19 protein-coding genes are annotated in these 22,218 nt (G+C 64.0%); 11 read left to right on the top strand and 8 right to left on the bottom strand.

The window, feature by feature from the left end:
* Positions 1-3: 3 nt before the first annotated feature.
* Together JQ627_RS19135 and JQ627_RS19130 are read left to right on the top strand one after the other, a co-directional pair.
* On the top strand, positions 4-1,299 hold the full coding sequence (locus tag JQ627_RS19135; RefSeq protein ID WP_028148319.1) for a dicarboxylate/amino acid:cation symporter: 1,296 nt from the start codon (positions 4-6) through the stop codon (positions 1,297-1,299).
* A gap of 12 nt (positions 1,300-1,311) precedes the next feature.
* On the top strand, positions 1,312-2,232 hold the full coding sequence (locus tag JQ627_RS19130) for an amino acid ABC transporter substrate-binding protein (RefSeq protein WP_212485702.1): 921 nt from the start codon (positions 1,312-1,314) through the stop codon (positions 2,230-2,232).
* Between the two features lie 182 nt (positions 2,233-2,414).
* On the opposite strand, the gene JQ627_RS19125 is transcribed toward JQ627_RS19130, so the two are convergent.
* Positions 2,415-3,347: a RimK family alpha-L-glutamate ligase gene (locus JQ627_RS19125; RefSeq protein ID WP_212485701.1), complete on the bottom strand. Its 933-nt coding sequence runs from the start codon at positions 3,345-3,347 to the stop codon at positions 2,415-2,417.
* 387 nt (positions 3,348-3,734) lie between these two features.
* Here JQ627_RS19125 and JQ627_RS19120 point away from each other — a divergent pair, with 387 nt between their 5' ends.
* The 4 genes from JQ627_RS19120 to JQ627_RS19105 all read left to right on the top strand — a co-directional run bounded on the left by JQ627_RS19120 (position 3,735) and on the right by JQ627_RS19105 (position 7,872).
* On the top strand, positions 3,735-4,508 hold the full coding sequence (locus tag JQ627_RS19120; RefSeq protein WP_212485700.1) for a ferredoxin--NADP reductase: 774 nt from the start codon (positions 3,735-3,737) through the stop codon (positions 4,506-4,508).
* Between the two features lie 366 nt (positions 4,509-4,874).
* Positions 4,875-5,744 carry a patatin-like phospholipase family protein gene (locus JQ627_RS19115; RefSeq protein ID WP_312015783.1) on the top strand — a complete coding sequence of 290 codons (870 nt, stop codon included), beginning with the start codon at positions 4,875-4,877 and terminating at the stop codon, positions 5,742-5,744.
* A gap of 202 nt (positions 5,745-5,946) precedes the next feature.
* The gene (locus JQ627_RS19110) at positions 5,947-7,572 is read left to right on the top strand and encodes an FMN-binding glutamate synthase family protein (RefSeq protein WP_212485806.1); all 1,626 of its coding nucleotides are present in this window, start codon (positions 5,947-5,949) and stop codon (positions 7,570-7,572) included.
* Between the two features lie 60 nt (positions 7,573-7,632).
* A complete protein-coding gene (locus JQ627_RS19105; protein ID WP_212485698.1) occupies positions 7,633-7,872 on the top strand; it encodes a PilZ domain-containing protein in 240 nt (79 codons plus the stop codon).
* Between the two features lie 217 nt (positions 7,873-8,089).
* Here JQ627_RS19105 and JQ627_RS19100 read toward each other — a convergent pair whose 3' ends face one another.
* From JQ627_RS19100 to JQ627_RS19075, 6 genes are all read right to left on the bottom strand, one after another.
* Entirely contained in the window at positions 8,090-9,385 is a 1,296-nt protein-coding gene (locus JQ627_RS19100; RefSeq protein ID WP_212485697.1) for a hemolysin family protein, read from the bottom strand.
* 112 nt (positions 9,386-9,497) lie between these two features.
* Positions 9,498-10,811, bottom strand: coding sequence for an AAA-associated domain-containing protein (locus JQ627_RS19095; RefSeq protein WP_212485696.1), 1,314 nt, complete (start codon positions 10,809-10,811; stop codon positions 9,498-9,500).
* A gap of 13 nt (positions 10,812-10,824) precedes the next feature.
* Positions 10,825-12,558, bottom strand: a complete 1,734-nt coding sequence (locus JQ627_RS19090) for an ABC transporter permease subunit (protein ID WP_212485695.1) — start codon at positions 12,556-12,558, stop codon at positions 10,825-10,827.
* A 28-nt stretch (positions 12,559-12,586) separates the two neighbouring features.
* Positions 12,587-14,584 (bottom strand): carbohydrate porin, encoded by a 1,998-nt coding sequence (locus tag JQ627_RS19085; RefSeq protein WP_249143186.1) that lies wholly within the window; start codon positions 14,582-14,584, stop codon positions 12,587-12,589.
* 369 nt (positions 14,585-14,953) lie between these two features.
* Complete coding sequence (locus JQ627_RS19080; RefSeq protein ID WP_212485694.1) at positions 14,954-15,217, bottom strand: hypothetical protein; 264 nt, start codon at positions 15,215-15,217, stop codon at positions 14,954-14,956.
* 140 nt (positions 15,218-15,357) lie between these two features.
* Entirely contained in the window at positions 15,358-16,164 is an 807-nt protein-coding gene (locus JQ627_RS19075) for a creatininase family protein (protein WP_212485693.1), read from the bottom strand.
* Between the two features lie 139 nt (positions 16,165-16,303).
* Between JQ627_RS19075 and JQ627_RS19070 the strand changes: the two genes are divergently transcribed.
* From JQ627_RS19070 to JQ627_RS19050, 5 genes are read left to right on the top strand one after another with little or no spacing between them, the layout of a single operon-like run.
* Positions 16,304-17,326, top strand: coding sequence for an ABC transporter substrate-binding protein (locus JQ627_RS19070; RefSeq protein ID WP_212485692.1), 1,023 nt, complete (start codon positions 16,304-16,306; stop codon positions 17,324-17,326).
* 10 nt (positions 17,327-17,336) lie between these two features.
* On the top strand, positions 17,337-18,152 hold the full coding sequence (locus tag JQ627_RS19065; RefSeq protein ID WP_212485691.1) for an ABC transporter ATP-binding protein: 816 nt from the start codon (positions 17,337-17,339) through the stop codon (positions 18,150-18,152).
* Complete coding sequence (locus tag JQ627_RS19060) at positions 18,149-18,967, top strand: ABC transporter permease (RefSeq protein ID WP_212485690.1); 819 nt, start codon at positions 18,149-18,151, stop codon at positions 18,965-18,967. Before JQ627_RS19065 ends, JQ627_RS19060 begins: the two co-directional genes overlap by 4 nt.
* Positions 18,967-19,956 carry a 2-hydroxyacid dehydrogenase gene (locus JQ627_RS19055; protein ID WP_212485689.1) on the top strand — a complete coding sequence of 330 codons (990 nt, stop codon included), beginning with the start codon at positions 18,967-18,969 and terminating at the stop codon, positions 19,954-19,956. The genes JQ627_RS19060 and JQ627_RS19055 overlap by 1 nt, the downstream gene beginning before the upstream one ends.
* Entirely contained in the window at positions 19,956-20,648 is a 693-nt protein-coding gene (locus JQ627_RS19050) for an AprI/Inh family metalloprotease inhibitor (RefSeq protein WP_212485688.1), read from the top strand. Before JQ627_RS19055 ends, JQ627_RS19050 begins: the two co-directional genes overlap by 1 nt.
* 162 nt (positions 20,649-20,810) lie before the next feature.
* Here the strand turns inward: JQ627_RS19050 and JQ627_RS19045 are convergent, their stop codons facing one another.
* A complete protein-coding gene (locus JQ627_RS19045; protein WP_212485687.1) occupies positions 20,811-22,199 on the bottom strand; it encodes a peptidoglycan-binding protein in 1,389 nt (462 codons plus the stop codon).
* Positions 22,200-22,218: the final 19 nt, after the last annotated feature.

Below are 22,218 nucleotides of genomic sequence, written 5' to 3'. Positions count from 1 at the left end.
GCGATGTCGAACAGGTTTACGCAATACATTCTGGCCGCGATGGTGCTGGGCATCGTCATGGGGGCAGCGATCTTCAACTTCCTGCCCGACACCAGAGCCGAATGGGCTTCCTCCATCAACCTGATCGCCATGATGTTCCTGCGCCTGATCAAGATGATCATCGCGCCGCTGGTGTTCGCGACCCTGGTCGGCGGTATCGCGCATATGGGCAGCGGCTCGCGACTCGGGCGCATCTTCGCCAAGACCATGGGCTGGTTCGTCAGCGCGTCCTTCGTGTCGCTGCTGCTCGGCCTCGTCATGGTCAATCTGCTCCAGCCCGGCGCGAACTTCCCCGGCACGCTGCCGCAGGCGGGGCAATCGACCGGCTTGCCGGTCTCGGCCTTCTCGATCGAAAAATTCCTGACCCATCTGATCCCGACCTCGATCGCCGACGCCATGGCGCAGAACGAGATCCTGCAGATCGTGATCTTCGCCGTGTTCTTCTCGGTGGCGATGGGCTCGATGCCGGAGCGGTCGAAGCCGATCCTGGCGATGATCGACGACGTCGCTCACATCATGCTCAAGGTGACGAGCTACGTGATGCTGTTCGCGCCGTTGGCGGTGTGGGCGGCCATCACGGCCACCGTCGCCAAGAACGGCCTCGGCGTGCTGTGGAAGCTCGTCGTCTTCATGGGCGGCTTCTATCTCGCGCTTGCGATCCTGTGGGGCATCCTGATGGTCGTCGGCTTCATCGTGATCGGGCCGCGCTACAGCCATCTCTTGAGATTGATCCGCGAGCCCCTGATGATTGCGTTCTCCACCGCGAGCTCGGAGGCGGCCTATCCGAAAACGCTGGAGGGGCTGACCAAGTTCGGCGCGTCGTCGCGGATCTCGAGCTTCGTGCTGCCGCTCGGTTACTCCTTCAATCTCGACGGCACGATGATGTACTGCACATTCGCGAGCATCTTCATCGCGCAGACATACCACATCGAGATGTCGCTCGCGACGCAGCTGGCGATGCTCGCGACGTTGATGATCACCTCCAAGGGCGTGGCCGGCGTGCCGCGTGCGTCCCTCGTGGTAATCGCCTCGACGCTGTCGCAGTTCGGCATCCCCGAGGCAGGCCTGCTGATGATCATGGGCATCGACACGTTCCTCGACATGGGACGCAGCGCCACCAATGTCATCGGCAATTCGCTCGCGACTGCCGTGGTCGCGAAGTGGGAAGGTGAGCTCGGGCCCGAGCACGAGCTCGGACCCGGCGAAGCGGCGACGCCGGACATGGTTCCGGGCGAACTGCCCGCGATGGCCGGCCATTGACGGGAGTGCGTCATGCGCCTTTCAACGGCGATATCGGGCGGCCTGTTGCTGGCGGCGTGCCTGCTGGCAACCGGCGCCTCCGCTCAGACCGGCGGCAGCGAAGGGCTTAGCCCGACGCTGTCGGCCATCAAGAACAGGCATACCGTGCGGCTCGGCTATCGCGAGAGCTCGCCGCCATTCTCCTTCCTCGACCAGTCGGGCCGCCCGATCGGCTACAGCCTCGAGCTCTGCGAGGCCATCGTCGAGGAGATCGGCGTCGAGGTCGACGATCCCGATCTGAGGATCGACTACGTCAAGGTTACCTCGGACGACCGCATCGACGCCGTGCTGCAGAACAAGATCGACCTGGAATGCGGCTCGACCACCGCCAATGCCGAGCGCGGCAAGCGCGTCGCCTTCTCCCCGCTGATGTTCGTCGCCGGCACCAAGCTGATGGTGCCGAAGGCGTCAAAGGTCCAGTCGTTGACCGATCTGAAGGGCAAGACCGTGGTGGTGACGAAGGGCACCACCAACGAGCAGGCGATCCAGGCGGCCGACAAGAAGTCCTCGCTCGGGCTGAACATCGTCACCTCGCCGGATCACGAGCAGTCGTATCAGACGCTCGTCGACGGCAAGGCCGATGCGTTCGCGACCGACGACATCCTGCTCTCCGGCCTGATCGCGCGCCACAAGGCGCAGGACAAGTTCCGCGTCACCGGCGATTACCTGTCCTATGACCCCTACGGCATCATGTTCAGGAAGGGTGAGCCTCAGTTGACAGCGGTGGTCGACCGCACCTTCCGCAAGCTCGGCTCCAATCAGGACCTCATCCCGCTCTACAACAAATGGTTCATCGCACGGCTGCCCACCGGCGAACGCCTGAACGTGCCGATCTCCCTGCAACTGGAGGAAGCCTTCAAGTCGATGGACGATTCCGCCAGCGCGAATAATTGAGCGCTTACTTCCTTCTCCCCTTGTGGGAGAAGGTGGCGCGAAGCGCCGGATGAGGGGTCTCTATCCTCACGTTAAATCTACGTTGAGGAGAGAGACCCCTCACCCGTCTCGCCGCTACGCGGCGAGCCACCCTCTCCCACAAGGGGAGAGGGGACGCAGCGCACTTTGTCGCAAGAGTTCGATCAACGATATGCCCCAAACACCCGATCCAGCGCCGCGTCATATGTCGCCTGCACCAGCTCCGGATGCAGCCTCGCCAGCGCTTCCATCATCACGCCGGAATTGATTTCGAGCACCCGCCACTCGCCCGCGACCCTGATGACGTCGATCGATGCGAAGGTGATGCCGATGGCGTCGGCGGCGTCGATGGCGAGTTTTGCGCAGGCCGCTCGGACCTCGCCGTCCTCCATGAGCACCGGCCGCGCTCCTGCGTCGAGATTGTGCCGCCAGTTCAGGATGCGCTGCGCGCCCTTCGGGACAATGGCGTTCACCTCGCGCGCACCTAGCTCGGAGAGCCGCCCGTCATGTCCCGCCGCGGTCGCCAACTCGCGCAATGTGTGCACACCGTCGCCGACGACCTGCGGGCGCTCCTTGCGGTAGACGAGCATCGGCTGACCATCGAGCAGGATGACGCGGACCTCGTCCTCGATCTCGACATAGGGCGCGATCACGAGACCGAGGCTCGCCGCAAACACCTCGGTCACGGCGCGATCGAGCTCGGCGCTGTTCGTTACCCTGAACACCGCGCGGCCCGATGTTCCTTCGTTCGGCTTCACCACCACGCCTTGCGGATTCTGCGCGAGCGAGCCCAGCATTGTCTCGCGCCAATTGGCGCCGGCGACGTGCGCGCCCATGCTCGGGTTGAGGAAGAGGTGATGGGGAACGCATGGCACGCCCTCAAGCGCCAGCACCTCGGCAGTGGCCGATTTGTCGTTGGCGAGGCGGTGCGCGATGGCGCTGTTGAGGCCGATGTCGTAGCCGAACGCGAAGTGGCGCTTCGCGCGCCCGCGCATCGCGAGCAGCCAGCCGCCCGCGCGGACATCGAGCGCGATGCCATGGTTCGCGCAATAGCGCCTGATCGCCTGGACGAAGATCCGCTCGCCGCTTGCCGCCATGTGTTCAATCGTGTGTTTCAACCGTTTCTGTCGCCAAAAGCCGCAAAAATGCGGGGAACGGCGCCAAGCCGGGGTGGAAATCAGAGCTATTCTTAATGAAATTCTCGCGAGCGCGACGGAAATTAAGTGCTGCAATCAGGCCCTGGAGGGAAAAGAAATTGCCCGTCGCGCGTGCGCGGCAGCAGATTCATTAATGATGTGACCATTTCCGCCGCAAATGCCGGTTTGACCGGCACCAATTGCACCTGGAACGAGGTTGATTATTGGTCTCAATGGCGTAGATCTCACACGCGAAATCCTCCGCCATGGCAATGGTGTCCGCCCCGCTTTCAGGGGCCGGGCAATGCTTTTGCCCTAAAACCGCAATTATTCGGAATATCGAAAATCATGAGCGCGTTTTACCGAGAGAAGGTTCTTTCCGTCCAGCACTGGACCGACACGCTGTTCAGCTTCCGCGCCACGCGCGATACCGGCTTCCGGTTCCAGAACGGCCAGTTCGCGATGATCGGCCTCGAGGTCGAGGGCCGACCGCTGCTGCGCGCCTACAGCATGGCGAGCGCCAACCACGAGGAAGAGCTCGAGTTCTTCTCGATCAAGGTCCAGGACGGCCCGCTCACCTCGCGCCTCCAGAAGATCAAGGAAGGCGACACCATCCTGGTCGGCCGCAAGGCCACCGGCACGCTGATCACCGACAACCTCATCCCCGGCAAGCGGCTGATGCTGCTCTCGACCGGCACCGGCCTTGCGCCCTTCGCCAGCCTGATCAAGGACCCCGAGGTCTACGACCAGTTCGAGAGCATCGTGCTGGTGCACGGCTGCCGCCAGGTCTCCGAGCTCGCCTATGGCGAGAGGCTCGTCGCGAATTTGCGCGAGGACGAGCTGTTCGGCGAGCTGCTGGCAGACAAGCTCATCTACTATCCGACCGTGACCCGCGAGCCGTTCAAGAACCGCGGCCGCATCACCGATCTCATCAACTCCGAGCAGATCTTCAACGATATCGGACAGGGCCCGCTCGACATCGCAACCGACCGCATCATGATGTGCGGCAGCCCGGCGATGCTGGAAGAGCTGAAGGTGATGTTCGAAGGCCGCGATTTCATCGAGGGCTCCGGCAACAAGCCCGGCCATTTCGTGATCGAGAAGGCGTTCGTCGAGCGGTAAGCCGCTCGTTTTCCGAGCGACGCCTTTAGCCGCAACATCGGTGTCGTCCCGGGGCGCGCGAAGCGCGAGCCCGGGACCCATAACCACAGGACGTGGTTTGGCGAAGACTCGTGGCTATCAGCTCGCGCAATAATTCCTCCCTGTGGCTATGGATCCCCGCCCCCCGTGCGCAATTGCGCACTAGGCGGGGATGACGGCGGTGAGTGTGGCTGCCATCTCGCCTCACACTCGCTAACACCACCCCCTCACCATCCTCCCCCGACTTTGTTATTGGCGCGTCGCGCGCGCCCCTTGTTATAAGCTCGCGCCAAAACCTCGCCGCGATGTTGCGATGCGAGAGCTGGGGGAGCTGCGCGAATCTTGTCCGTGATCGACCATGGTCCACCGAAACCGACCGCCTTCGTGCTTGCGGGCGGCGGCAGCTTCGGGGCGATCCAGGTCGGGATGATGCATTCACTGGCGAGGCACGGCGTCGTCGCCGATCTCGTGGTCGGCTCCAGCGTCGGCGCGATCAACGGCGCCTATTATGCCGGCGACCCCTCGCTCAAGGGCGTGCTCGGGCTTGAAGCGGTCTGGCGCGGCCTGAAGCGTCATGATGTCTTCCCGGTCACCTGGAAGAGCCTCGCCGGATTCATGTGGCGGCGCGATTTCCTGATTCCCCATGACGGCATCCGCAAGCTGGTCGAGGACCACATCCCCTATCGCAACCTCGAGGATGCTGCGCTTCCGGTGCACATCGTCACCACCGATTTCGTCTCCGGGGAGAGCGTGGTGTTGTCGGAGGGCGCGACGGTGGACGCGATCCTGGCGTCCACTGCGATCCCCGGCGCGTTCTCGCCGGTCTACTACCGCAATCGGTTCCTCGCCGACGGTGCGATCTCCTCGAACACCCCGGTCCGGGTCGCGATCCGGAAAGGCGCAAAACGGCTGATCGTGCTGCCGACCGGGCACGCCTGCGCGGTGAAGGATCCGCCGGTGGGCGCGGTTGCCAATGCCCTGCATGCGCTGACGCTGCTGATCGCGCGGCAATTGGTGGCGGAGCTCGAGGGGCTCGCGTCCGACATCGAATATGTCGTGGTGCCGCCGCTCTGTCCGCTGGTGGGATCGCCGTACGATTTCTCGCGTACCGACGACCATATCGAGCGCGCGATCGCGAGCACCGATGCGTGGTTGGCGCGAGGCGGCCTCGAGCAGCACGGCGTCATTCCGCACGAGGCGCAGCCTCATGGTCATTGATTTGTCATTCCATTTGAATCTATTGCACTGCAAAAGCACGCCGCCGGATGGATTGATTTGCAGCATCGGGATTCGCTAGCCTCAAGGCGGGGCCGCGTCATATCCATGGACGTGGCGCGGGCGTATCATGCCCCGTCAGACTGACGAGAGGGATGTAGTGGTGGCCAACGATAACAAGACGCAAGCTTCGTCCGAAGGGCTGATGGAAATCCTGCTGCTGCCGTTCTCGCCGCGCTTCATCGTGCTGACCATCTGCGCGGTCGTCACCGCGCTGCTGATCGGCATCGGCATCGCCGACCGCAAGATCTTCGACATCCTGCTGATCCCGATCCTGATCTTTGGCGCGCTGACGCTGCTCGGTGTCCGCGACATCATGCAGAAGAGCCATGCGGTGCTGCGCAACTATCCGATCTCGGCGCATATCCGTTTTCTGCTCGAGGAGATCCGCCCCGAGATGCGGCAGTATTTCTTCGAGAGCGAGAAGGACGGCATGCCGTTCTCGCGCGACACCCGTTCGCTGGTCTACCAGCGCGCCAAGATGGAGCTCGACAAGCGGCCGTTCGGCACCCAGGAGGACGTCTATCGCGAGGGCTACGAGTGGATGCACCACTCGGTCTCGCCGAAGACGCATGCCGAGGAGAAATTCCGCATCACCATCGGCGGCCCCGATTGCGCGAAGCCCTATTCGGCGTCGGTGTTCAACATCTCCGCGATGAGTTTTGGCGCGCTCAGCCCGAACGCAGTGCGCGCGCTGAATGCCGGCGCCAAGAAGGGCGGCTTTGCGCATGACACCGGCGAGGGCGGCTTCAGTCCCTATCACAAGGAGATGGGCGGCGACATCATCTGGGAGATCGGCTCCGGCTATTTCGGCTGCCGTCACCTCGACGGCACCTTCGACCCTGAAGCGTTCGCGCGCGTCGCGAGCCAGGACCAGATCAAGATGGTCGAGCTCAAGATCAGCCAGGGCGCCAAGCCCGGCCATGGCGGCGTGCTGCCGGCGGCGAAAGTGTCGGAAGAGATTTCAAAGATCCGCGGCGTCTCGATGGGCGAGGACTGCATCTCGCCGGCCTCGCACCGCGCCTTCTCGACGCCCGTCGGCATGATGCAGTTCATCGCCGAGATGCGAAAGCTCTCCGGCGGCAAGCCGGCCGGCTTCAAGCTATGCATCGGCCATCCCTGGGAGTTCCTGGCGATCTGCAAGGCGATGCTGGAGACCGGCATCTATCCTGACTTCATCGTTGTCGACGGCAATGAGGGCGGCACCGGCGCTGCGCCGCTCGAGTTCATGGACCATCTGGGCATGCCGATGCGCGAGGGCGTCAATTTCGTCCACAACGCGCTGGTCGGCATCAATGCCCGCGACCGCATCAAGATCGGCGCGTCAGGCAAGATCGCCACCGCCTTCGACATGGCGCGCGCGATGGCGATCGGCGCCGACTATTGCAACTCGGCGCGCGGCTTCATGTTCTCGCTCGGCTGCATCCAGTCGCTGAGCTGCCACACCGACCGCTGCCCGACCGGGGTGGCGACGCAGGACCCGACACGTGCGCGTGCGCTCTATGTGCCGCTCAAGATCGACCGCGTGCATAATTATCACCACGCCACGCTGCACTCTCTCACAGAGCTGATCGCCGCGGCCGGTCTCGAACATCCGCGGCAACTGCGTCCGATCCACTTCACCCAGCGCACCTCGACGACGGACGTGAAATCCTTCGCGCAGCTCTATCCGGCGCTGCGCCCGGGCGAGCTGCTCGAAGGCACCGAAGATCCGCGCTTTCGCGATGCCTGGCGGATGGCGCAGGCAGCGACGTTCCAGCCGGCGACGTAAATTCACTGGCGGTAGGTCAAGCTTTAACGTCTGTGTCAGTTTCGGGTGTAAACTGGCACCATGGACGAGCGACGCGACAAGGCCAGGCACCGCGTGCTGAAGGCCGGAACCATCGAGTTTGGCGGCGGCGCGATCGACTGCACCGTCCGTAATTTCTCCGACACCGGCGCAGCGCTCGATGTCACCAGTCCGGTCGGTATCCCCGGGCGGTTCACCCTGTTCATCCAGGCCGACGGAACGCATCTCGCCTGCACGGTAGTCTGGCGCAAGGAGAAGCGGATCGGGGTGCGGTTCGGGTGAGGCTCTGCGTGTGGCGCGAGCTTGAACCACAAATCAGCTGTCGTCCCGGGGCGCGACGAAGTCGCGAGCCCGGGACCCATAACCCCAGGGAGAAGTTGCGGCGCAAGCTGGCAACTCCCAGTCTTCGCCAAACCTCTCGCTGTGGCCATGGGTCCCGGATCGGCGCGCGCTTGAGGCGCGCTTGTCCGGGATGACGAGTGGAGGTTTCAGCGCAAGCTCACGCCGCCGCCTGCTCACTCCGCCGGCTCGCGAGAATCTTGTCGATCCGCCGTCCGTCGAGATCGACGACCTCGATGTGCCATCCGGCGAAGTCGAAGGCATCGCCGACATTGGGCAGCACGCTGAACTGTTGCAGCACGAGGCCCGCCACCGTGTTGTAGCGGTGCGGCGGCAGCTCGATGCCGAGCAGCTCGCCGAATTCGTCGACCGGCATCCAGCCGGCGATCAGGAGCGATGAGTCGGCGCGCTTGACGTAAGCAGGCTCCGGAGGGCCTTCCTCGGAATGGAAGGCACCGACGATCGATTCCAGAATGTCAGCCGTCGTCACGATGCCTTCGAAGGCGCCGTACTCATCGTAGACGAGGCCGACATGAACCGGAGCGGCTTTCAGGATCGCCAGCACATCGCGGGCGTCGGCTGATGCCGGAATGCCAGGCGCTTCCCGCACCAGTGCTCGCAGATCCGGCGTGCGCTCGTTCATGTAGGCGACCAGCAGGTCCTTGGCCTGGAGTACGCCGATCGGCTTGTCGCGATCTCCGTCCGAGACGGGAAAGCGCGAATGCGGGCTTTTCGCGATGATCGCTTGAATGGCTTCCGGTGGGTCGCGCAGGTCAATCTCGTTGACCTCCGTGCGTGGCGTCATGATCGCGCCGACCGGCCGGTCGCCGAGCCGCATGACGCCCGCGATCATCTCCTTTTCACCCGATTCCAGCACGCCCGCGCTTTCGGCTTCGCTGACGAGATGATGAATCTCGTCCTCCGACACCTTCTCCTCGGCCTTGCCGCCGCGGCCGAGCAGCGTGAGGATCAGCTTGCCGGAGAGATCGAGCAGGAAGACGAGCGGCAGCGAGATCCGCGCCAGCAGATGCATGGCGGGCGCGACCTTGACCGCGATGCTCTCGGGATCGCGCAGCGCCACCTGCTTCGGAACGAGCTCGCCGACGATCAGCGTCGCGTAGGTGATGAGCGTGACCACGATGCCGACGCCGACGATGTCGGCAATGCCCGCTGAGAGACCGAGCTCGACCAGCCATTGCGTCAGCCGCTGTCCGAGCGTCGCGCCCGAGAACGCACCCGAGAGCACGCCCACCAGCGTGATGCCGATCTGCACCGTCGAGAGGAATTTTCCGGGATCGGCCGCCAGCGTCAGCGCCCGCTCGGCGCCGCGCACACCCTTGGCCGCGAGCAGCGACAGCCGGGCCGGGCGGGACGAGACCACGGCGAGCTCCGACATGGACAGCAAGCCGTTGATGACGATCAGGACGACGACGATAACGAGTTCGACGGATAACATTGCGCTCTAGGGAGAGGGATATCTCGGCCCGGCGGACGCCGGACCAAGCCCTTTATATATGAATTCCCTATGCGATATGCCCGGTTCCGGCCCAAATTGTCGCAGGCCGGGTTCAACCGCCTTCGCCGGGGTTTTCCAGGCTGAATGTCTCGGACTGCTCGTCATACGCGAACAGCTCGCCATAACGTCCCCAGGACACGACGGTCCTGAGCGTCTCGTCCGCATAGTCCTCGGACATGTAGTCTTCGAGCTCGTTGCGGAACCGTGCCGCGGGGGCGGTATGGGAGGGGCGTTCGTCGAGCACGCGGCGAATCAATCCCATCACCGGCACGTAAGCGACGAGATGTTCGGCGAACAGCTTCTTGCGCGCGTCGGTTTCGAGATGGGCAAAACGCTTGCCCGTGTCGGTGAGCATCAGATCGCCTTCGCTCAGTTGGGCGAAGCGCAGCAGTTGCAGGGACTCACCGAGGTGGAGGATCTCGTCGGCCTCGAGCTGGAGCTGGCTTGCGAGCACGGGCAGGTCGGCGTGTCCGTGATAGGGCGGCCCCGCCAGCGTCTCGATCAGGCCCGACAGCACGTTGGACGATACGTGGTGCAGGGTCATGCCGACCCCGGAGCCCAGGATGCCTTCGACGGGGGGCGCCTTCGGTTCGGCGCGTTGGGTCATGCGCGCGTAGATGTTGTCGACGAGCTGCCGGAAATGGGGGTCGAGCCGGTTGCGCGGATGCGGCATGTCGACCTTGATCTCGGCGGCGACACGCCCTGGATTGGATGAGAACACCAGGATGCGATCGCACATCAGGACCGCCTCCTCGATATTGTGCGTCACCATCAGGATCGATTTGATCGGCAACCGGCCCTCGATCCAGAGATCGATCAGGTCGGTGCGCAGCGTTTCGGCCGTGAGGACGTCGAGTGCCGAGAACGGCTCGTCCATCAGCAGGAGGTCCGGATGCACCACCAGCGCGCGGGCGAAGCCGACGCGCTGGCGCATGCCACCCGACAGTTCCTTCGGGAAGGCGGACTCAAACCCGTCAAGGCCGATCAGGTCGATCGCAGCAAGGGCGCGCTTGTGGCGCTCGGTGGCATCGACGCCCAGCGCTTCGAGTCCGAGCTCGACGTTCTGGAGCACGGTCAGCCAGGGAAACAACGCGAATGACTGGAACACCATGGCGACGCCGTTCGGCGGCCCGACGATGGTCTCGCCGCGACAAGTCGCCTGTCCCGCGGACGGGCTGACCAGACCGGCGATGATCCGCAGCAAGGTGGACTTGCCGGAGCCGGAGCGGCCGAGCAGGCCGACGATCTCGCCCGAGCGGATCGTCAGGTCGACCTTGTCCAGCACCAGGAGCTGTTCGCCGCTGCCTTTCGGGAAGGACCGGCAGACACCGCGGATGTCGATGAGCGCAGAGGGTTGATCGAGCATGATGGTCTCCTCGTCAGCCGAGCCGCAGGCGACGCTCGCCGAAGGCATAGAGCGGCCGCCAGACGAGACGATTGAACAACGTCACCAGAATGCACATCGTGGCAATTCCGAGCACGACGCGCGGGAAGTCGCCGGCTTCCGTGGCGGAAGCAATATAGGCGCCGAGCCCAGTGGCCTTCAGATGCGTGTCGCCCCAGCTTGCGACCTCCGCGACGATCGACGCATTCCAGGAGCCGCCGGACGCGGTGATCGCGCCGGTGACGTAATAGGGGAAGATGCCGGGCAGGATCGCCTTGAACCACCAACGCCATCCGCCGAGGTGGAAGCTGCTCGCGGCCTCGCGCAAATCGCTCGGGAAGGCACTGGCGCCCGCGATGACATTGAACAGGATGTACCATTGCGTGCCCAGGATCATCAGCGGGCTCAGCCAGATGTCGGCGGCAAGCTTGAAGTGGACGATGGCGAGGACGAAGACGGGAAAGGCGAGGTTCGCCGGGAAGGCCGCCAGAAACTGCGCCAGCGGCTGAATCCGTTCGGCCAGTTTCGGGCGAAGGCCGATCCAGACCCCGACCGGCACCCAGACCAGCGTGGCGAGGCCGATCAGGACGGCGACGCGCAACAACGTGATGAGGCCGTCCCTGATGACGACGAGAACGTCGGACATTCCGAGACTGGCCGAGAGATAGCGATAGGTCAGCCAGGCGGCATAGGCCGTGCCGGCGAGGATCAATGCGATCCAGACCGTATCGACGAGTCGGGAAGTCTCGCCCTTGCCTGCTGCCGCGGGCGGCAGTTTCGGCAGCGGAATGCGCAGGTTCGAGATCGCGCGGTTCAGCGCCGCGAAAGGAAGGGTCAGCGCACGCAGCGCCCGGGTCCGGCGGAACAGGTCGAGCATCCAGGAGGCCGGCGCCTCGCCTGAGGCGGTCTGCTCGAAGCGGAATTTGTCGGCCCAGGCGACGATGGGGCGGAACAGCAGCTGATCATAGGCGATGATCACGAACAGCATCGCCAGCATGGCGTAGAGGATCGCCGGCAAATCCTGCTGCTGAATCGCCAGCGCGACATAGGAGCCGATCCCCGGCAGGGTCACCGTGGTCGTGCCGACGGTGATCGCTTCCGAGGCGACCACGAAGAACCAGCCACCCGACATCGACATCATCGCGTTCCAGATCAGTCCCGGCATCGCGAACGGCACGTCGAGGCGCCAGAAGCGCTGCCAGCCGGACAAATGGAAGCTTTGCGTGGCCTCCTCGAGGTCCTTCGGCACGTTGCGCATCGACTGGTACATGCTGAACGTCATGTTCCAGGCCTGGCTGGTGAAGATCGCAAACACCGAGGCGAGCTCGGCGCCCAGCACCTGGCCCGGAAACAAATTCATGAAGAAGACGACAGTGAAGGTGAGGAAGCCGAGGATCGGCACCGACTGGAGGATATCCAGCAGCGGGATCATGACCAGCTCCGCGCGCCGGCTCTTGGCGGCGATTGCAGCGTAGACGAAGGTGAAGACCGTCGAGCACACCATCGCAAGCAGCATCCGCAACGTGGTGCGCAAGGCGTAGAGCGGCAGGTTTGCCGGATCGAGCGAGACCGGCGTGCGCTCCAGCTCGGACAGCGGCGCAACGGTCTGCTTGCCGCCATAGACGATCAGCACCATGGCGCCGATGACGAGGATCAGCGCCGCGACGTCCCAGACATTGGGGAGCAGCGCCCGGCCGATCGCGGCCGTGCGGATATCTCTCGGCTTCATCGGCCCGCCCTTGGGCTGGAATTTTGGGCTAGAACTCTGCGTGCAGGCGGCCCGAGAAGATCGAGACCGGCCCGCGGTCGGCGTTATAGGCCGGGTTTGTGATCAATTGATAGTCCGCGGTCAGCGTGACGTTCTTGTTCACCGAATAGGCATAGTAGGCCTCAAGGATCCGCTCCTTGCGGTAGTTGAGAGCGCCGTCGCCGATGAGAACACCGAGGCCGCCGGCGGCCAGGAAGTCGCGATAGTCCTGTGAGATGGCATTGATGGCGCCGCCGATGCCGATCACGTCGTCAGGCCGGCCCCATTTCGTGCCTTTGATCGACAGTCCGGTGGCCAGGCTGCGGTTGATGTCGGTGAAGGCGAGCGTTTCGGTCTTGCCGTCGTTCCAGCTCCAGCGGCCGAACAGCCCGATATCCTCTGTGATCGCCTGCTCGAGGTTGATGACGTAGCCGACCTTGAGGCGGCCTCGCCGGGTCAGCGCGATGTCGAGATTGAGCGCGGGATTGTCCAGCGTCTCGCGGAAGCTGCCCATGTTGGCGCTGTCGACCCAGCCCATGGTCCTGAGCTTGCCGGGTTGGCCGAGCAGCGAGAACCGGGTCTCCAGCTCGATCGCGTACTGACCACGTTCCCCGACCCTGGTGTCGAAATGATTCGAATTGGACTCCGCGACCATCAGGAAATAGCCGCCGCGCAGCGCCCATTGCTTCTGGTTGAGCTCGGCGGTGACGCCATAGGTGAGTCCGACCTTGTCGGCGGAATAGTCGAAGGCGCCCGGCGCCCACAGCGACCAGTTCATGAAGTCCTTGCGGGTGTCCTTGGCAAAGGCATTGCCGTCGAACACGTCGATCACCGCGAACTTGCCGGCCTGCACCGTGAGCCTGGATACGTCGACCTTCTGCGCAAGCTGCAACTGGCCGCTCGCGAGCTCTTCCTGCTCGCCGCCAAAGCCGAACGTCTGGCGCACGAACAGCCGCGAGGTGTTGTAATGTGGATAGGGGAAGTTCGATTTCTGCGCTTCGCCGTTGGGGAAGCCTGCCGCGCCAACAGTGTCGTTCAGTCCAAATCCCTGGAGCAGTTCGGGATTGTAATAGACCTCGCCGCCGTCCCACAGCCGCGCGTTCAGGAACAGGCTGTTGCTCCACGTCGCCTTGGCTTGCGTCGACGGCGACAGAGAGTTCGGTCCGCTGTAGAGCGCAGGGAACGACGGATAGCCTTGCGGCAGATAGGTGCTCTGGCCGTGAATTTCCCAGCGATCCGATTCCGTGTCGATCAAGGAGCTCTTCGGGTCGTAGCTCGGCATGCCCGGCCAATCGACCTTGCGGTTGAGGCCGACCCTGACCGACTGGAAGTCGAGCGATGATGACGTGTATTGGGCGCCCGTGGAGAAGGCGACGTTGGCGCCGTCGAAGCGGCTGTAGAGATATTCGAGCCGCGCGCTCCAGTGCGGCGCAAAGCCGTATTCGATGCCTGCGCCCGCGATCCAGCCGGGCCGCGTGTTCAGGATTTTCGGGACTTGGTCGCCGGAGGCCGGCGTGTCGAAATAGCGCTCGCCCATCCACGCAAAACCGCCGGTGGCATAGACGAGCCACGGTCCGCTGGTGTAGCCGACGCGGCCGCGCAGGCTCGCGGTGTAGTCCCATTGCTGGATGACCGTGTTGGCGGGCGTCCCGAGGAAGGAAACGATCGAGTTGGAGGTGATGTAGTTGGGAAACGAAAAATCGCCTTCGACGCCGACGAGCCATCCGGAATTGAGCCGGTAGTTGTAGCCGGCCTGCACGCCGCCGATCATGCCGCTGAAGACGCCGTTGCCATCGATCGCGGCGCCGTCGTTCAGCGCGAAGCCGGACGAGCCACGGCTGTAGCCAGCATGCGCGCCGATATAGAGGCCCGTCCAATCATAGACCGCTTTCAGCGCCGGTGCCTTCAGCGGCAGATCGGCCGCGTGGCCGGCGGCGGGAAAAGCCAGCACGCCCGAGGCAAGCGCCGCGGCCGTGCGCAAATACCTGTAACGGTGACCTCTCAACATCAAAACGCACGCCCCCAAAACGCAAATGTCCCCGAGCCGCCCGACATCCCTGCCGATTCGCGGCGATCCTGTCATCAGGTTCCGGTTTGCGCTCGCGCCGTCGAGACGATCCCGATTCGCCGCGATTTCTTCCCAAGTCCCTGTGCTTGTTGCGAACCTTATTGCGATTAATTCGCAATAGCAACTGGCACGGATTGCCGCAGCGGATGGTTCGCACTCTTGTGTGACGGAGCTGCAACAAATTCTCAGGCCGCAAAATGAATGACCCGCCCGGGGGGACAGCCGGGCGGGTCGGGGGCACGACACGGGGTGGATGAGGCGCCCGTGCCGGACGCAGGATCCACGTGAGATCGGCCTCAGGTACTCAAATCAGTAGCAAGAACGAACGCGGCCAACGTACTGGCCGAAGGCGTTGTACTGGGCGACCCAGCCGCAGCGGTGATAGCCGTAGTAATAGGGGTCGTTGCTGGCGGCGATGGCGGAGCCGACGACAGCGGCGGTGGCGATGCCGGCACCCACACCCCAGACCCAGCCGGGCTGCTTGGCTTCGGCCTGCGAGGTGGTGGACACGATGCTGCCAGTGACGGCGAGGGCAGCGAGAGCGACGGCGGCAATCCTAGTCTTGATCGACATTTGAAACTCCATCCGGGGTTGAGGCGGTCCGTTGTGGCCCGCGTGCCCAATTGGACGGAGCCTCCTCGCGTCCGGTTCGAAAGCCGCAAAGGCTGCTCCGGAGTAAGGTTCTTTCCTGAATGGTTACAATAGGATACGGGCTAGCCGAGTGGCCCTTGGGCGAGCCTGTTCACGTCGAAGTTATCGACCTCGGCCAGCAGCTCGCAGAAAGCGCGCGCGCCCTGATCGATGAGCTGCTCGCCCTTCTCGGCCACGGCCAGCGTCGCGTTGCCGATCGCGCCGCTCGCGTGAAGATCCTGCGCCTGCCAGGCGAACGGCGCGGGACGCTGCGTGGAAAGCCAGCGATACTGCTTTTCCATGGCGATGCTGCTCGCGGGGAAATCGGCGATCGCATCAACCCGCACCTGATCGGGATAGCGTGCCAGCATGATCGACGTCTCGACCGCGCCGCCGTGAATGCCGTGGCGCACTTCATCGGCCGGGAACAGTTTGTCCGCGCCCGACAGCCGCGACCAGGACGTCGTCACCACAAAGAGCTTGTGATGCGCGCGAAGATCCTGCGCGACCAGCATCATTGCCGCGCTGTTGCCGCCATGGCTGGTGATGATGACGAGCTTCTTCAATCCGCGCCGCGCGACGTCCTCGCCGACTGCGGTCCATCTCTTCAGCGCGACCTCGGTCGGCAGCGTCTGCGTGCCCGGATAGTCGATATGTTCGGTGGAAATCCCGACCGGTTCAACGGGCAGGAACGTCGCCGGAACATCCGCGGGCAACAGCTCGCGCACGCGCGCGAGATAAGCGTCCGCGATCAGCACGTCGGTCCCGAGCGGCAGATGCGGGCCGTGCTGCTCGGTTGCCGCCAGCGGCAGCACCGCGATCCAGCGCGACACATCTGCTGGGCCCACATTGGCCCAGTTGGTGTCGATCCAGTCGCGGGATGGCGTCATCGTGGTTTCTTTGCCCGAATTTGTCACGTAGTTTGGGGTTATCAGGGGACGCGGGCCAGGCCGGTTCGCGTCCCCTGATATCTTGCGGTTTTATCGTGTTGGTCTGGCATCGGCTAGAAGTGATCGACGGAGTCCCATCATGAGCCTCTCTCATCTGCGGCGAGCGTTAACGGTCGGCTTGATGACCGCTTTCGTCTCGGTGGTTCCGGTGCGTGCCGAGACGCTGGACAAGGTCACCTTCGGCACCAATTGGGTCGCCGAGGCCGAGCATGGCGGTTTCTTCCAGGCGGTCGCCGACGGCACCTACAAGAAGTACGGGCTCGACGTCACCATCGTTCCCGGCGGTCCCAACGAGAACAACCGGATGCTGCTGATCGCCGGCAAGATCGATTTCTTCATGGCCGCGAACACGCTGATGTCGTTCGACGCGGTGGCGAATAATGTCCCCGTCGTCACCATCGCAGCGGTCTTCCAGAAGGATCCGCAGGTGATGCTGACGCAGCCGGACGCCAAGGTCGCCAAGATCGAGGATCTCAAGCCGCTGACGCTGTTCGTCTCCAAGGAGGGCATGACTAGCTACTTCCAGTGGCTGAAGTCCGAATACGGTTTCAGCGAGAAGAACGTCCGTCCCTACAATTTCAATCCGCAGCCCTTCATCGCCAACCCCAAGAGCGCGATGCAGGGTTACGTCACCTCCGAGCCTTTCGCGGTCGAGAAGGCCGCCGGCTTCAAGCCCAACGTGCTGCTGCTCGCCGATTCCGGCTTCAACACCTATTCGACCCTGATCGAGACCCGCCGCGACATGGTCGAGAAGAAGCCGGACCTGGTGCAGCGCTTCGTCGATGCCTCCATGATCGGTTGGTACAATTACATCTACCGCGACAATTCCGCGGGCAACGCCATGATCAAGAAGCTCAATCCGGAGATGACCGACGAGCTGCTCGCTTATTCCGTCGCCAAGATGAAGGAATACGGCATCGTCGATTCCGGCGAGTCGCTCAAGAACGGCATCGGCGCGATGAGCGACGAGCGCTACAGCTCCTTCTTCAACAAGATGGTGAAGGCCGGCGTCGTGAAGCCGGACCTCGATTTCCGCAAATCCTATACGCTGCGCTTCGTCAACAAGGGTGTCGGCGTCGAGTTGCGCCCGAGCAAGCCGTAACGCCGGCGCGATGTCGCCAGTCAAAACTTCGTCGGGGGTCGAGACCGGCCTGACGGCCCTGGCCGTCAGCCTGCGCGGCGTGACGAAAGTGTATGACAACGGCGTCATGGCGCTTGGTCCGCTGGATCTCGCCGTGCGCAAGGGTGAGTTCATTTCGCTGCTCGGCCCGTCCGGTTGCGGAAAGTCGACGGCGCTGCGCATCATCGCAGAGCTCAGCGCGCCATCGTCCGGCATCGTGCGGGTGGCGCGCCACGAGGGCAATGTGCAGCCGGGCCACGGCATCGGCTTCGTCTTTCAGGAGCCGACCCTGATGCCCTGGACCAGCGTGCGCGAGAACGTGCGACTTCCGCTGAAGCTCGCAGGCACCCCGAAAGCCGAGGCGCGCGCGCGGGCCGATGAGGCGCTGGCAAGCGTCGGGCTAGCAGATTTTGCCGATGCCTTCCCGCGCGAACTCTCCGGCGGCATGAAGATGCGGGTGTCGCTGGCGCGCGCGCTCGTCACCGACCCCGACATCCTCCTGATGGATGAGCCGTTCGCCGCGCTCGACGAGATCACGCGCTTTCGTCTCAACAACGACCTGCTCGCGCTGTGGCGAGCTCTGGGCAAGACCGTCATCTTCGTGACCCATTCGGTGTTCGAATCCGTCTATTTGTCGCAGCGTGTCGTGGTCATGACGGCGCGGCCCGGCCGCATCCAGGCCGACATCCGCATCGAGACGGTCGAACCTCGGGCTGAGGAGTTTCGTACCTCGGCTGCCTATTCCGACTATTGCCGGCGGGTGTCGGCCGCACTGGCGCCGTCCTATTCGGGACAGTCGACGTTATGAACGCACAAGCAACCGTCGCCGCAAAGCCGTCCGGCACGCAACGCGCGTTGCGTTTCGTGCTGCCGGTCATCGTGTTCGCGGCGGGCCTCCTCGCCTGGGAACTGGTGGTCCGCATCAAGGACATCCCGCCTTACGTACTGCCGGCGCCCTCCGTCATCTTCCTGACGCTGATCAAGGATTGGGTGGTGCTGTCACAGTCGCTCGCGACCACGCTGCTGACCACGCTCGAAGGTTTCGCTGCCGCCAGCATCGGCGGCATCGCGCTGGCGCTGCTGTTCAACCAGTCGAAATGGGTGGAATATTCGCTATTCCCCTATGCGATCGTGCTGCAGGTGACGCCTGTCATCGCGATCGCGCCGTTGCTCCTGATCTATCTGGAGCAGCAGACCGCGGTCGTGGTCTGCGCCTTCATCGTCGCCTTTTTCCCGGTGCTATCCAACACCACGCTGGGGCTGAATTCGGTCGATCGCAACCTCGCCGGCCTGTTCCAGCTCTATGGCGCCTCGCCGCCGCAGACGCTGCGCTTTCTCAAGCTGCCGGCGGCGCTGCCCTATATCCTCGGCGGCCTGCGGATTGCCGGAGGCTTGTCGCTGATCGGCGCGGTCGTGGCCGAAATCGCAGCCGGCACCGCCGGCGCCGGCTCCGGGCTCGCCTACAGAATCGCCGAATCCGGCTATCGATTGAACATACCCCGCATGTTCGCGGCGCTGCTGCTGCTATCGCTGGCCGGGATTGTCATCTATGGGGTGCTGGCGCTAGTTTCCCATCTCGTTTTACGGCGCTGGCACGAGAGCGCGCTTGGAAAGGAAAGCTGATGTCTACCGGTTCGATTTCGTCCGAAAAGATCGATCTTTTGATTTATGGACCGGTGCGGCCGATCCTCGAGAACGGGTTTTCCGATCATTTCGTCGTGCACAAGGCGGAGACGCGGGGCGACCTCGAGCGGCTGACGCCGGCGGTCCGCGAGAAGATCCGCGGCGTGGCGGTGACCTATCACACGGTCCACGCCAACAAGGAATCGCTGTCGCAGCTGCCCAAGATCGAGATGGTGGCGAGCTTCGGCGTCGGCTACGACCATGTCGACGCCAAATACGCGGCCGAGCACAACATCATCGTCACCAACACGCCCGACGTGCTGACCGAAGAGGTTGCCGACGTCGCGATGGGCCTTCTGATCTCCACCGTGCGTGAGTTCATCAAGGCCGACCGCTACGTCCGCTCCGGCCTCTGGCAGACGCAGAACTATCCCCTCAGCGTCGGCTCGCTGCGCGACCGCAAGGTCGGCATCGTCGGCATGGGCCGGATCGGCCAGGCCATCGCGCGCCGGCTCGATGCCTCGCTGGTGCCGGTGGTCTACCACTCGCGCAATCCGTCGAAGGACGTCTCCTACAAGCACTATCCCGATCTGATCGAGATGGCGAAGGCGGTGGACACGCTGATGGTGATCGTGCCCGGCGGGGCCTCCACTAACAAGATGGTCAATGCCGAGGTGTTGAAGGCGCTCGGCCCGCGCGGCGTGCTGGTCAACGTGGCGCGCGGCTCCGTGGTCGATGAGCAGGCGCTGGTGCAGGCGCTGAAATCCGGCACCATCCTCGCCGCCGGTCTCGACGTGTTCGCGGCCGAGCCGAATGTGCCGGACGAGCTCAAGACCATGCAGAACGTCGTGCTGCTGCCGCATATCGGCTCGGCGTCGGTGGTGACGCGCAACGCGATGGATCAGCTCGTGGTCGACAACCTCAAATCCTGGTTCGCCGGCAAGGCGCCGTTGACCCCGGTTGCCGAAACGCCGTTCAAGGGGCGCTGATGAGAGGTCTTCGGGGCGTTGCATTCGCCGTCGCGGCCTACGTGGCCGCGATCGGCATCGCGCATGCGCAGGATGCGACGACCCTGAAGAAGGAGATGCCCGGGCAGTGGGAGCTCTCGACCACCGAGCGCAGCAAGACCTGCGTGGTCACGCTCAAGGCCGACGCCGCGGGGCAGGGGTTCAAGCTGGAGCTGGAGCCGGCCTGCAAGACTGCGCTGCCCTTTACGAAGGACATCGTCGCCTGGAGCGTCAGGGGTCTCGATATCGTTCGCTTGCAGGACGCGACCGGTGAAGCCGTGATCGACTTCACCGAAGTCGAGGCCGGGATCTTCGAAGGCCTGCGGCAGGGCGAGGGCGTCTACATCCTCCAGGATCTCGCCGCCGCCCGCTCGATGGCCAAGTCGATGGACCAGATGATCGGCGACTGGTCGATGGTGCGCGGCAACGGCCAGCCTGTGTGCGGGCTGACGCTGACCAACACCGAGGCGAGTGCGGACAATTTCCAGGTCTTCCTCAAGCCGAAATGCGATCCGGCGATTGCTCAATTCAATCCGACGCAATGGCGGCTCGAGCGTGGCCAGATCGTCCTGATGTCGAAATCAGGCGAGGCCTGGCAGTTCGAGGCCGACGACAACGCGCAATGGCGGCGCGTCCCCGATACCGCCGATCCCCTGATCATGCTGCGTCAGTAGGCGCCGCGGACGTGCCTGCATGTTTCGCCCGGCGATGCGACGCATCGTCCGGAGACGCCCGCCTAGGCTGGCTCCCCACCATGAGGGGCAAATATCTCGCCGCGAAACGCGACCTCATCCTACGGGCCCGCCGCGGGGGGCGTCTCGAAGGATGGCCGCACGCTAGGTCGTCACCTTGGGCGGCGGCGCGGTGCCTTGCGCCCACTTCTCCAGCTTGCCGAGCACGCCCCAGGCGGTGAGCGCCAGCGAGATCGGCATCGCGAACTGGCCGAGACCCGGCACCGCCGACACGATCGTTCCGAGCAGTCCGGCAAGACCTCCCGCATTCGGGCTCGCCGTCACCGAAGAGAGCAGCGCGGTGATCAGCGAGCCGCCGATACCGAGCGCGGTCTTCTTGCCGTCGAGCAGCTTGCCGATGGTCTCGCCGAGCGCGCCGTTGACCTGGCCGAGCACCGGCTTGCCGTCCTTGTTGAGCAGCGTGCTGAGCAGGTCGACGACCTGCTTCAACTGATCGACGGGGGCCGGGTTGGTCGGGCTGACTGGTCCTGGCACGGGCGCCGTCTTGTTGATGAGGGAAAACAGCCGTTCGAACAGGTTGATCGGATCGTTGGTGGCGGGCAGCGTGTTGCCCGGTGTCGTCGTTCCCGGTGTTACGCCGCCGGCTGACGGTCGCAGCAACTGTGCGAGGTCTTCCAGCCGCTTCAGGATCCTGGACAGATCGCCGCTCTGCACGGAGCCTCCCGCCTGCGTTGCACGCGTGACGGCCGCGACCGTGGCCCCGTCGAGGAGCCCGGTATCCCTCAGGCCGTTCTGCTGCTGAAACTGCGAGACCGCGGCCCTGGTCTTCGGTCCGCTGATGCCGTCCTCGACGAGCGGCGGATTGGCGCCGAGCTTGTTGAGCGCCTGTTGCATCAGGACGATCGTCGACGCCGCATCGTCCTCGGGCTCCGTGCGGCCGGCGAATTGCGGGCTGCCGTCGAGGGTGATCGAGGAATCGAGCGCCATCATCGCATGCAGGATCACCGCCGTGCCGAGCTGGGAATCGACGTGGTTCGAGTCGAACACGTGGTCGCGGACGAATTTGCCGGCCTTCGCCTCGGGCGGGCCGTACAGTGTCGAACCGCCATAGAGGTAGGGCGAATTGCAGCCCTTGGCGTGATAGCCGAAGCCATTGAACGCCTCGAGCCGGAACAGGATCCGGGCGATGCCCCAGTCGCGGGCGCCGATGAAGTCTTCGATCCTGAACGCGTCCACGGCGCCGTCCACGAACGTGGCGAAGGGGCCGCGCCCTTTCGGAACGATGGTCGTCGCGCGATGAAGCGACTCGCCGTTGCCGAGATAGGTGTCGAAATCGAAGTTGGATTCGCGGTAGTGGCAGAGCGCAGCAAAATACCAGGGGACTCCGGTCAGCCGCTCGATCTGCTGATAGGTCGCCTTGCCGTTGATCGCCTTGCGTGCGACTCCATTCGCGTCGGCGAGGCGCGAAGGCCGGATCTCGAGATCGGCCCAATTCCGCTCGTACTCGCTTTTCAGATTCTCGAATGAGACCATGTCCCGCTCCCGAAAATTG

Source organism: Bradyrhizobium liaoningense (genome assembly GCF_018130785.1).
GTDB classification, from domain to species: Bacteria; Pseudomonadota; Alphaproteobacteria; order Rhizobiales; family Xanthobacteraceae; genus Bradyrhizobium; species Bradyrhizobium liaoningense_A.
The sequence above is the reverse complement of the archived record's forward strand: the minus strand, read 5'-3'. Positions and strand labels throughout refer to the sequence as shown.